Source organism: Acinetobacter sp. A1-4-2 (genome assembly GCF_040233925.1).
Taxonomy (GTDB): Bacteria; Pseudomonadota; Gammaproteobacteria; order Pseudomonadales; family Moraxellaceae; genus Acinetobacter.
Genome location: NZ_CP157981.1, coordinates 2415865 through 2428186, shown reverse-complemented (window position 1 = coordinate 2428186; position 12322 = coordinate 2415865). Strand labels below are relative to the sequence as shown.

Below are 12322 nucleotides of genomic sequence, written 5' to 3'. Positions count from 1 at the left end.
AAAGAATTCTAAAAATAGGTGGTCAATATGAGTACTCCATCTTCAGGTTCAGGGCTAAAAACGATTTTGGCTGTTGTGGCCATCATTTTCGGTTTAGTGCTGCTGATTGGAGGAATATATCTTGCAGTGCTTGGTGGGTCTTGGTACTACATCATCGCAGGTCTATTCTTCATTGCAACTGCAGTTTTATTACACAAATTAAAAAGCTCGGCACTGCTGATTTACGCGGCGCTGCTATTAGGGACTGTGGTGTGGGGGCTTTGGGAAGTGGGTTCTGACTTCTTTGCGCTGGCACCTCGTCTGGACATTTTAGGACTATTTGGTCTTTTATTGTTTATTCCTGCCGTGACTCGCGGATTTGAACATCCCAAAGGGGCAAAACGGGTTCTTGCAGGCACATTGGTAATCACCATTGCCGTGATGATTTACTCGGTATTTAATGATCCACAGGAAATTCGTGGCGAGTTAAGCACTAAACAGCCTGCAACATCGCAGCCCATTCCGGGGGGGGCGATGGGGACTGGTCGGCTTATGGCCGGACACAGTCTGGTTTACGCTATTCTCCGTTAAAGCAAATTAATTCTGAAAACGTAAAAGATTTGCAAGTGGCCTGGGAATATCACACTGGTGAATTCAAAACTGAAAATGACTCGGGTGAAACCACCAATCAGGTCACGCCGATTAAAGTGGGTGACAATATTTACATTTGTACCACTCACCAGAAATTGACAGCACTTGATCCGGCAACAGGTCAAGCCAAATGGACTTATGATCCTAAATTACGTGCTGATAATACCTATCAACATTTAACTTGCCGTGGTGTGTCTTATTATGATGCCAATAACACGGCAGGCTTCGAAGCCAGTCTTGCTGCCAAGAAAACAGCTTCAGCCGATTGCCCTAAGAAAGTGATTTTGCCGGTGAATGATGTCCGTCTTGTCGCGATCAATGCCGACACGGGCAAGGCGTGTACTGACTTTGGTAAAAATGGCGAAGTCGATCTGCAAAAAGACATGCCATTCCCATACCCGGGCGGTTATATCCCGACCTCTCCGCCAGTGGTTACAGGTACAACCATTATTATTGGCGGTTCAACCACCGATAACTATTCGACTGAAGAGCCATCGGGTGTGATCCGCGGTTATGACGTCAATACCGGTGAACTGCTTTGGGTATTCGATACCGGTGCTGAAGATCCAAATGCCATTCCTGCGCCAGGCCAGAAATTTGTTCATAACTCCCCCAATGCCTGGGCACCTTTGGCCTATGACGCGAAACTGGATATCGTCTATGTACCCACCGGTGTCGGTACGCCAGATATTTATGGCGGGCACCGTACCGAGCTGGATGAGCGTTATGCCAACTCCATGCTGGCTTTAAATGCATCTACCGGTAAGCTGGTCTGGAATTTCCAAACCACCCATCATGACTTATGGGATATGGATGTACCAGCGCAGCCGACTTTAGCGGACATTAAAGATAAATCTGGCAATCTTGTTCCTGCAATCTATGTGTTGACGAAAACAGGGAATGCTTTTGTGCTGGACCGTCGTACGGGTAAGGTAATCGTTCCGATTACAGAGAGGCCGGTGCCGCAAACGGTAAAACGCGGCACACAAACCAAAGGCGAACGTTATTCACCAACTCAACCATTCTCTGATTTTGACCTGGCGCCTAAAGAAAAATTAACCGACAAGCAGATGTGGGGTGCCACCATGTTTGACCAGTTAATGTGCCGTGTAGCGTTCAAGAAATTAAACTATGATGGCATTTATACCCCACCTTCTGAAAATGGCACGCTAGTGTTCCCGGGTAACCTGGGTGTGTTTGAATGGGGCGGTATGTCGGTCAACCCCGACCGTCAAATTGCAGTAATGAACCCGATTGGCTTGCCATTTGTGTCCAGACTGATCCCTGAAGATCCGAACCGTAAGCAAACAGCCAAAGGCGCGGGGACTGAACAAGGTGTTCAGCCCATGTACGGTGTGCCTTATGGGGTAGAAATCAGTGCCTTTCTTTCACCCTTCGGACTGCCATGTAAACAGCCGGCCTGGGGCTATGTGGCGGGTGTCGATTTAAATACCCATGAAGTGGCCTGGAAACGCCGGATCGGTACCATTCGTGACAGTATGCCAGGTATTCCATTACCGCCATTTAAAATGGGGGTGCCAATGCTGGGCGGTCCAATCTCGACTGCAGGTAATCTCATGTTTGTTGCTGCGACACAGGATAACTATATCCGTGCCATTAATGTGACCAATGGTGATGAACTCTGGAAAGGCCGTCTACCAGCAGGTGGTCAGGCAACGCCAATGACATATGAAGCCAATGGTAAACAATATGTAGTCATTATGGCTGGTGGTCATGGTTCATTTGGCACCAAAATGGGCGACTCTATCGTGGCTTATGCCTTACCCGATAAAAAATAAGCTACCTATTTATTCGGTTAAATTTGAAAAGTCCGATTCGTTGGGCTTTTTTATGAAAATAAATGCTAAAGAATAAATAAAATAAGCAATATCGTTGAAAATGAATAAAAAAAGGCTGAAAGGCTTTATATCCGTGCAGCTTAGACACACTTATCAATAAAATCGCTATGAAATATGTAAAAAACGCATTTTGTTGATAGATCAAATCTCGTTATGCTGTCCGCCGTTATAATAGAAACTACTAGCTGTACGCCATGTATTTATATACTGATTTTGACCAGCAACTGGTCAATGAACGTGTTGCACAATTCCGTGACCAAACGGAACGTTATTTAGCCGGTAAATTGACGGAAGATGAATATCGTCCGCTTCGTCTGCAAAACGGCCTTTATGTACAACGTTATGCGCCAATGTTGCGTGTTGCAGTGCCTTACGGTCTGATGAATTCAAAACAATTGCGTAAAATTGCGCAATTGGCTCAAGACTATGACCGTGGTTATGCACACGTATCAACACGTCAAAACATTCAGTTTAACTGGCCTGCACTAGAAAATGTACCGGACATGCTGCAAGAACTGGCATCTGTACAAATGCATGCCATCCAGACTTCTGGTAACTGTATCCGTAATACCACGACTGACCAGTATGCCGGGGTGGTTGCCGGTGAAATTGCAGATCCACGTCCGACCTGTGAATTGATCCGTCAGTGGTCAACTTTCCACCCGGAATTTGCCTTCTTGCCACGTAAGTTCAAAATTGCGGTTTCTGCATTAGAAGAAACTGACCGCGCGGCAACGTCATTCCACGACATTGGTGTATACATCGTGCGTAATGAAGCAGGTGAGATGGGCTATAAAATCAAAGTGGGTGGTGGCTTGGGCCGTACCCCGGTGATTGGCAGCTTTATCCGTGACTTCCTGCCACGTGAAGATTTGATTGCGTATTTGGAAGCTGTGCTGCGTGTGTATAACTTGCACGGTCGCCGTGACAACAAATATAAAGCCCGTATCAAGATTTTAGTAAAAGCGTTAACGCCTGCCGTATTTGCAGAAAAAGTGGAAGCTGAATTTGCGCATACCATCAAGACTCTAAAAATCGATGCAGACACCTTGGCAAAAATGGATGAGAACTTCACGCCATTTGATTATCAAGCTTATGCAGATGAAGATTTCACTGAACAGTTTGCTGCGCATCCGAAGTTCAAACAGTGGTTCAACATCAACACCAATGCACATAAAGTAAAAGGTTATCGTATCGTCACGATTTCTCTGAAACGTGCCGGTATTGCTCCTGGTGATATGACTGTTGAAGAGATGAACCTGATTGCAGATCTTGCAGACAAGTACACCTTCGGCGAGTTCCGTACCACCCACGAACAAAACATTGCTTTGGTCGATGTACCGCAAAAAGACCTGTTTGAATTATGGCAGATCCTTGATCAGCACAATCTGGCTCGTGCGCATATTGGTTTCATTACTGACATCATCTGCTGCCCGGGCGGTGATTTCTGTTCATTGGCGAATGCGAAATCCATTCCAATTTCTGAAGCGATTTCACGCCGTTTTGATGATCTGGATACTATTTACAACCTAGGTAAATTGGATCTCAACATTTCAGGTTGTATGAATGCCTGCGGTCACCACCATGTCGGTAATATCGGTATTTTGGGTGTAGACAAAAAAGGTGCAGAATTCTACCAAATCACGCTTGGTGGTAATGCTGACCATGATGCTTCAATTGGTGACATCCTTGGGCCATCATTTGCAGCAGACCGTATTCCAGATGTAGTTGAAGAAATTCTAAATACCTATCTTGACCTGCGTACTGAGTGTGAAGAGTTTATTGATACTTACCGCCGTGTCGGCATTCAACCATTTAAGGAGCGTGCATATGCTTAATACCGCACTACAAGTGCTCTCTAAAGATGGCACGATTGCAGACAATACTTACCAGTTAATTGGTGAAGATGGCGTATTACCACAGGGTGACGTGGTTTTAACGGTTGAACAGTTAGACCAGATTGCCCATGTTTCAGGTAAAAAAGCACTTTACATCACTGTAGAGGCATCTCCTGAAACGCATGAGTTTCCGCTTGACCAGTTAGATGCAATCTTTATCGAATTTTCAGGCTTTAACGATGGTCGTGGCTATTCATTCGCTGCATTGTTACGTCGTCAAGGTTTTGCAGGCGAATTACGGGCTACTGGTGACGTATTTAAAGACGTGTTGAACTATATGAAGCGTTCAGGTTTTGATACTTTCGTGATTAAAGAAGGTAAAGATATTGCTGAAGCTGCTGCAGGTTTGGGTGATTTCACCAATCCTTATCAAGCTTCTACTGCAGTGCCAAAAGCACATTATCAAACAGGTGCTTGATTGTTTTAAGCAAATGTTAAAAAGCCGGATTGATTCCGGCTTTTTTATGCATGTTTAAATAAAAAACCGTGATTACATGGCTTCTAATTGGCAATTGACCATCCATTTAATCCCGAACTGATCGGTAAATGCCCCATAGAGTGCACCCCAAAATGTCTTTTCTAAAGGCATTTCTATTTGTCCATTCACAGATAAAGCATCAAATAAGCGTTTTGCTTCTGCCTGCTCATGGGCATTCAGATTAATTGAAATATAGTGATTATTACCTGGCGTGAAAATGCTATTGGTCTGCGCACAGAATTGATCATTGATGTCAGATCCCATCAATTCTGTAAATGCATTAATAGGTAAGGATACATGCAGAATAAGATTTTTATCTGCTTCAGATAGCGTGATACCTTCTTGCGCTGGCAATTCACCATAACGGGTCAGATTGGAAAACTCGCCACCAAAAACAGATTTATAAAAGTTAAAGGCTGCTTCAGCCTGACCTTGGAAATTAAGATAATGATTAAGTTGCATGAAAAGCCTTTGTTGTTGTTTTGATGGTTCTAATCTAGCGGGCTTAAGCTTAAATCTAGATGATGAAAATATAAAAAAGTGTAAACATAAAAAATCCCTCAACAGAGGGATTTTTTATCTTCCTCAAGGAGAAAAGATAGTTAAAGAGAGGGGGATAATCTGACTTTCTCTTTAACAAAGGCAGACTTCAAAAATTAAAGCAATTCAATCGCTACAGCAGTCGCTTCACCACCACCAATGCATAGTGTAGCAATCCCTTTTTTACCACCGGTACGTTTAAGTGCATGGATTAGAGTCAAAATGATACGTGAACCTGTTGAACCGACAGGATGACCGAGTGCACATGCACCACCGTTGATATTGACTTTAGCCGGATCAAGTTTGAAGTCATCCATAGGACACATGGTCACCATGGCAAAAGCTTCGTTAATTTCCCACAGATCGACGTCTTGTGCATCCCAACCTGTTTTATTTAAAACTTTCTGAATGGCACCTACTGGAGCAATGGTAAATTCTGAAGGGTGCTGTGAATTTGAAGCATAGGCCACAATTTTAGCCAGAGGTTTTAAACCTTTTGCTGCAGCATTATCACTTGAAGTTAAAACTAGTGCAGATGCACCGTCCGAAATTGAGCTGGCATTGGCTGCGGTAATGGTGCCGTCTTTAGCAAAGGCAGGGCGAAGTGTTGGAATTTTTGCAATATTGGCATTGAACGGTTGTTCATCTTTATCAACCACTACATCGCCTTTGCGGCTCGATACGGTTACAGGCACGATTTCATCGGCAAAGTAACCTTCATTCACGGCTTTTTGTGCACGTTCTAAAGAGCGAATCGCAAAGTCATCCATTTGTTCACGCGTGTAGCCACGGGTATTTGCCATGTCTTGTGCAAATGAACCCATTAAGCGACCTGTTTCTGCATCTTCAAGACCATCTAAGAACATATGGTCTTTAATTTCAGCATGACCCATGCGCAAACCACCACGCGCTTTAGGCAATACATAAGGAGCATTAGTCATAGACTCCATGCCACCTGCAACCACAATTTCAGCAGAACCGGCTTTTATCATGTCAGCCGCTTGCATCACTGCTTTCATGCCTGAACCACACAGCTTATTGATGGTGACTGCACCAGTTGAATCGGGTAGCCCGGCTTTACGCATTGCCTGACGGGCTGGTCCTTGCTTTAAGCCGGCAGGCAACACGCAGCCCATAATGACTTCTTCGACATCGGTTGCTTGTAATCCAGCACGTGCAATCGCTTCTTTGATACATGCTGCTCCAAGTTCTGGGGCTGTTACACCGGCCAAGCTACCTTGGAAGCCGCCCATTGCAGTACGTGCCCCATTTACGATTACGATGTCTGTCATTGTTCTTTCTCCGAGATTGATTTTTTTAGGGAATTACTTTCCAAGCTTAAGCAGTATATTGAAAAATGAGCCGGAATAAACAAAGATTGTAGGATGTCTTTAGACTGATAAGTTTTTTAGCAGCTCGATAGGTTTTCTATCCGTATATGTCCCATCGCACTCAGAACCAGCTTCCGGTGATGATCAGAAACCATTGAACAATAATAAAAACTGCCATTTGAACCTATAGGCAGGCCATTTTCAGCTTGAAAAGTTAAACTGGGAACACTCAAAGTTCCTCTCCAGTCTAAGTGCCCATATTTTAAATCGGTAGATTCTGTATAGATAATTTTTTCACCTGTATCAATTTGTCTATTTTTATTGCTGTCGAGAAAAACCAGTAAACCGGCAGTCCATTGGCTTGTTTGACAATTCACTTTATTTTGACTTGGACATAACACTACATTGGTATGATAGAGCGTAGCTTGAGATTTAGCTAAATGAATCGTTGAAATCAGTTTATTAGTGGTGGCGTTGACTTCCTGTTTGGCTTTCATGTCTTGAAAATAAGGTAAAGCGATTGTTGCCAGAATTGCAAAAATAGCCAAAGTAACGATGAGTTCAACTAATGTGAAGCCATTTTTTTGTTCAAAAAGCATTGAAAATAATCCTGTAATATATTTTTTTTTAATTATGTATGTTATTAATGTTTTGTTTTTTAATTGTTTTTTTGCAGGTAATATTTATTTCTCAACTTTATAAGAAAGCTGTTAAAATAATTTGCAAGTGACAATAAGCTATTCATGACAATAAATTGAGTAAAAAATTACCGAATTACAACGGAAATTGTAAGTAATTTTGTCAATAATTTACTTGATTAAAATTATCAAGCACTTGGAAAAAAAATAAAGTGTTTGTATGATTCAAAGTGAATAGCTTAAGAATAAGACTGGGGTATAAAAAAGCCTATCTCAGAATAGCCAAATTCTAGGCTTGAGCTTGAACAACAATTGTTATCTCTGGAGGATAAATCCATGAAAATGAGTCGTATCGCACTAGCTATGCTAGTTGCTGCACCTTTAGCTGCAGCGAATGCTGGCGTAACTATTACCCCATTATTGGTTGGTTATAATTTTAACGAAACTCAGCACAACAACAACGGTAAACTATTTTCTGATGCTGATGGTGACGATGCTTCTAATGTGGTTGAGCTTCAAGACGATTTATTCGTTGGTGCTGCGCTTGGTGTTGAACTAACTCCATGGTTAGGCTTTGAAGCTGAATACTCTCAAGTTAAAGGTGATATCGAAGCTACTCGTCAAAGTGATGTTGTTGAAGGTACTAAAGTAGCTGAGTACAAAAAACAGCAAATTGCTGGTAACTTCTATGCAACTTCTGATTTGATCACTAAAAACTATGACAGCAAAATTAAGCCTTATGTATTGTTAGGTGCTGGTCATGTTAAATATGAAGGTCAAGGCGAAGCTGCTGGTTGGGAAGAAGAAAGCACAATTGGTAATGCAGGTCTTGGTGCTTTCTGGCGCTTAAACGATGCTTTATCTCTACGTACAGAAGCGCGTAGTACTTATAACTTTGACAATAAATTCTGGGACTACACAGCTTTAGCGGGTCTTAACGTAGTTCTTGGCGGTCACTTGAAGCCTGCTGCTCCTGTAGTAGAAGTTGCTCCAGTTGAGCCTGTAGCTCCAGTTCAACCAGCTCCACAAGAGTTGACTGAAGATCTTAACATGGAACTTCGTGTGTTCTTTGATACCAACAAATCAAACATCAAAGACCAATACAAACCAGAAATCGCTAAAGTTGCTGAGAAATTAGTTGAATATCCAAACGCTACTGCTCGCATCGAAGGTCACACAGACAACACTGGTCCACGTGCATTGAACGAACGTTTATCTTTAGCTCGTGCTAACTCTGTTAAATCTTCACTTGTAAATGAATACAATGTAGATCCAGCTCGTTTGTCTACTCAAGGTTTCGCTTGGGATCAACCGATTGCTGACAACAACACTAAAGAAGGCCGTGCTATGAACCGTCGTGTATTCGCGACTATTTCTGGTAGCCGTACTGTTGTTGCGGAACCTGCTCAAGCTCAATAATTTATTATTGAACTGAGTTAAAAAAGCAGCCGTAAGGCTGCTTTTTTTTGTGTGTGCTACATAAGCATAACTTGTTTAATACACAGTTTCATTTTGATCTTGTTCTAATAAACACCCATATAGACAATAAAAAGAGGGTGAAAAAATGGTACAGATGTTAACGATAACAGATGGAACCTCGATTTATTATAAGGACTGGGGGGAGGGGCCGGTTGTGGTCTTTTCTCATGGATGGCCTCTTTCCAGTGATGCTTTTGAAGACCAGATGTTATTTCTTGCAGAACATGGCTATCGGGTGATTGCATTTGATCGACGTGGTCATGGACGCTCGAGTCAGCCTTGGGCTGGACATAACATTGATCAATATGCACAAGATATGCATCAACTCATTGAGTATCTTGGATTAACCGAGTTCGCTTTAGTCGGACATTCTACCGGTGGGGCAGTCGTGACCCATTATACGGCAAAATATGGTCAGCATAAAGTCACTAAACTTGCACTTATTGCAGCCGTAACTCCACTCATGATTAAACGAGATGATTATCCAGACGGTGTAGATTCGGACGTGTTTGATGAGATGCGTGCAAATTTACTCGCTAACCGGGCCGATTTTTATCTGGATTTTGCTAAAGCATTTTATGGATATGACAAGCTGTTAAATAAAACTTCGGAAGGGATAATACAAAATTTCTGGCGTATTGCAATGCAGGGTTCAATCAAGGCGCATTATGATTGTATCCACGCATTTTCAGAAACCGATTTACGTGACGATTTAACCCAGATTACAGTACCAACCTTGGTGCTTTATGGAACAGCAGATGACATTGTTCCGCCAGGAATTTGCAGTCAGCAGACCGTCAAACTTTTAAAACAGGGTGTGGAAGAGCAAATTAAGGGAGCACCGCACGGGTTGTGTACCACTCATAAAAATGAAGTTAGTTTTGCCTTGAAGGAATTTCTGGCACATCATTGATATAAGTTAAATAAAAAACAGCCTTTAGGCTGTTTTTTTATTTGAATACCCGATTTAGTCCTGATCAGGATTCATCGGTTTAACATCCATATCTTGATAAGAAACCAACTTGGTTTTGTTTTTCCATTTATAACCCAGCCAGATTGCTAGAAATAATGGAATACTGATATAGGTGGACAATATACTGAGCCAATCACCCGTAATAAAGGCTTGATAGTTCTGTCCAAGTACGACAATCGTACAAAGAATAAAGGCAAACCAAGGGGCAAATGGGAAAAACTTGGCTTTATACGCTAAATCTTCCAGTTTATAACCTTGTGCCAAATAACCTTTACGGAAACGGTAGTGTGAAATGGCAATACCCAGCCATACAATGAATCCGCACATTCCCGACATATTTAGCAACCAGTTAAATACTTGTTGTTCCCCAATAAAAGTGGTGAGAAAGCAAAGTGCGGCAATTGCTGTGGTGGCATACAGTGCATTCATGGGTACACCACGCGAATCCAGTTTGCCAAAGATTTTTGGTGCACTGCCTTTGCGTGCCATGTCAAACAGCATACGGGTAGATGAATACATGCCTGAGTTACCTGCGGACAGGATCGCAGTTAGAATCACCGCATTCATTAAACCTGCGGCGAAAGCAAAACCGACTTTTTCATACAATAAGGTAAAAGGTGAAAGGGTAATATTTTCACTTGCTGCCGCTTGTAACAGGCGTGGATCATCATAGGCCACCAAAGTACCAATGATGAAAATACACACCACATAGAACAATAAAATACGCCAGAAAATTTGCTTGATGGCTACTGGAATGGTCTTTTTAGGATCTTTCGATTCACCCGCAGCCACACCCACCATCTCTGTGCCTTGGAAGGAGAATCCGGCAATCATGGCGACACCAATCATGGCCTGCAAACCACCAACAAAAGGTGCATCACCTTTGGTCCAGTTAGCAAAGGTCACCATATTCGGTGTCAGCATGATTTTAGCAATCATGGCAATACCAATAATAATAAAGACAACGATTGCAATGACTTTAACCAGGGAGAACAAAAACTCACTTTCACCAAAGCCTTTTACAGAGAGTGAGTTAATGGCAAAAATCACGCTCAGAAAAATAGCACTCCAGTAGAATCCGGGAATATCAGGAAACCAGAATTTCATAATAAACTGGACAGCAACCAGTTCAAAAGCAACCGTAATGGCCCAGTTGTACCAATAGTTCCAGCCCAAAGCAAAGCCAAAACCACCTTCTACATATTTTGTACCGTAGGTAAAGAAAGCACCTGAGGTCGGGTTATGGGTCGCAAGCTCGCCCAGACTGGTCATCAGGAAATAAATCATGATTCCAATCAGGCAGTAAGCCAATAAAGCACCGCCTGGACCGGCATTGGCAATGGTTGCACCAGAAGCCAGGAATAAGCCTGTGCCGATAGAACCACCAATGGCGATCATATTCAAATGACGTGCACCCAGCTTACGCTGTAAATGTGCAGATTGAGTTTCGCTCATCGTTGTTCCTTAAGATTTCTTTTCGGTGCTAGTGAACAGCACTTTAAAGCCTTGTTGATCGGCTTTGGTTGTACATTTGCCAAAGCTTTGTTCAATGAGTAATGGATAATTTAAAAAGCGGTTTGCCACAATCCAGAGTTCACCACCCGATTTCAAATGACGGCGTGAAGTTTTGCACAAGCTTTCACTGGCATCATAATTGGTCTGAATACCTTGATGGAAAGGCGGATTGCTGACGATGGCATGCAAGAAAAGAGGCGCATCTTCAATACCCGTCACAGCAGTAATTTCCAGCTGTTCGGGAGAAAGGTCATTTTTTTCAAAAGTCATGCGGGTAGAGGCCAATGCAAAAGCATCAACATCCAGCGCAAAAATGCGGTTTTTAGGATTCAGTTTGGCCAGATAAGCACTGATAATACCGGCACCACAGCCAAAGTCGGCAATTTTACCTGAAGTGACCTGTGATAAAAACGGTAAGAATACTGCTGTGCCGACATCTAAACGATTTTGGCTGAATACGCCGGGTAGGGCACAAATAGTGAGATCACCTTTTGGTGTGCTAACAGTATATTGTTGTGCCCAATCTGCCAAAGTCTTTTCTTTAACCGTCGATTCAATCTTGAGTTGCCAGAGCTGGCAATGACGTGCACTGTCCAGTTTAAAGGCTTTACCATAAGGCTGTAGCTGTTTGGCTGCGCGTTCAACGCCGCCTTTTTTCTCACCTACCAGGAAGATGGAAGCCCCTAAACCTAGACGGCTGACGACATTATGCAGGACATAATTTAACAGTTCTTTGGACTTCGGTACAAAGATAATGGCCTGGTCAAAACTGCCTTCAGGAAGCTCTACGCCAAAATGTACAGCGGCCTGTTGTGACTGAAAATATTGAAATTCATTATAATTCCATGTCCACAAACAAGGGCTGATGTCTTTCTCTAGATTGGAAAGTAAATCATCAGTCGGTGCATTGACTAAAAGCACACGTCCAGAAAGGTATTCATGCTGCCGAATGACAACTTCACTTCTTGGATCCATTTTTTA

9 protein-coding genes and 1 pseudogene are annotated in these 12322 nt (G+C 42.7%); 5 read left to right on the top strand and 5 right to left on the bottom strand.

Features of this window, described 5'->3' with window-relative positions; all coding sequences use genetic code 11:
- Window positions 1–27 precede the first annotated feature (27 nt).
- From ABJ384_RS11790 to ABJ384_RS11780, 3 genes and pseudogenes are all read left to right on the top strand, one after another.
- Window positions 28–2429, top strand: a pseudogene (locus ABJ384_RS11790) (glucose/quinate/shikimate family membrane-bound PQQ-dependent dehydrogenase).
- 254 nt (window positions 2430–2683) lie between these two features.
- Window positions 2684–4327 (top strand): nitrite/sulfite reductase, encoded by a 1644-nt coding sequence (locus ABJ384_RS11785; protein ID WP_349927521.1) that lies wholly within the window; start codon window positions 2684–2686, stop codon window positions 4325–4327.
- Window positions 4320–4805 carry a DUF934 domain-containing protein gene (locus ABJ384_RS11780; RefSeq protein WP_349927519.1) on the top strand — a complete coding sequence of 162 codons (486 nt, stop codon included), beginning with the start codon at window positions 4320–4322 and terminating at the stop codon, window positions 4803–4805. The genes ABJ384_RS11785 and ABJ384_RS11780 overlap by 8 nt, the downstream gene beginning before the upstream one ends.
- Before the next feature lie 72 nt (window positions 4806–4877).
- Here the strand turns inward: ABJ384_RS11780 and ABJ384_RS11775 are convergent, their stop codons facing one another.
- The 3 genes from ABJ384_RS11775 to ABJ384_RS11765 form a co-directional block, all read right to left on the bottom strand.
- A complete protein-coding gene (locus ABJ384_RS11775; protein ID WP_349927517.1) occupies window positions 4878–5327 on the bottom strand; it encodes a VOC family protein in 450 nt (149 codons plus the stop codon).
- A gap of 194 nt (window positions 5328–5521) precedes the next feature.
- A complete protein-coding gene (locus ABJ384_RS11770) occupies window positions 5522–6697 on the bottom strand; it encodes a thiolase family protein (RefSeq protein WP_349927515.1) in 1176 nt (391 codons plus the stop codon).
- A gap of 116 nt (window positions 6698–6813) precedes the next feature.
- Entirely contained in the window at window positions 6814–7335 is a 522-nt protein-coding gene (locus ABJ384_RS11765; protein WP_349927513.1) for a GspH/FimT family pseudopilin, read from the bottom strand.
- A 375-nt stretch (window positions 7336–7710) separates the two neighbouring features.
- On the opposite strand from ABJ384_RS11765, the gene omp38 reads away from it, so the two are divergent.
- Both omp38 and ABJ384_RS11755 read left to right on the top strand, forming a co-directional pair.
- Window positions 7711–8793, top strand: coding sequence for an outer membrane protein Omp38 (gene omp38, locus ABJ384_RS11760; RefSeq protein ID WP_180081697.1), 1083 nt, complete (start codon window positions 7711–7713; stop codon window positions 8791–8793).
- A 214-nt stretch (window positions 8794–9007) separates the two neighbouring features.
- Entirely contained in the window at window positions 9008–9766 is a 759-nt protein-coding gene (locus tag ABJ384_RS11755; protein WP_349927511.1) for an alpha/beta hydrolase, read from the top strand.
- Window positions 9767–9820: 54 nt separating this feature from the next.
- Here ABJ384_RS11755 and ABJ384_RS11750 read toward each other — a convergent pair whose 3' ends face one another.
- Together ABJ384_RS11750 and ABJ384_RS11745 are read right to left on the bottom strand one after the other, a co-directional pair.
- A complete protein-coding gene (locus ABJ384_RS11750) occupies window positions 9821–11281 on the bottom strand; it encodes an amino acid permease (RefSeq protein ID WP_349927509.1) in 1461 nt (486 codons plus the stop codon).
- Between the two features lie 9 nt (window positions 11282–11290).
- Entirely contained in the window at window positions 11291–12316 is a 1026-nt protein-coding gene (locus ABJ384_RS11745) for a class I SAM-dependent methyltransferase (protein WP_349927508.1), read from the bottom strand.
- Window positions 12317–12322: the final 6 nt, after the last annotated feature.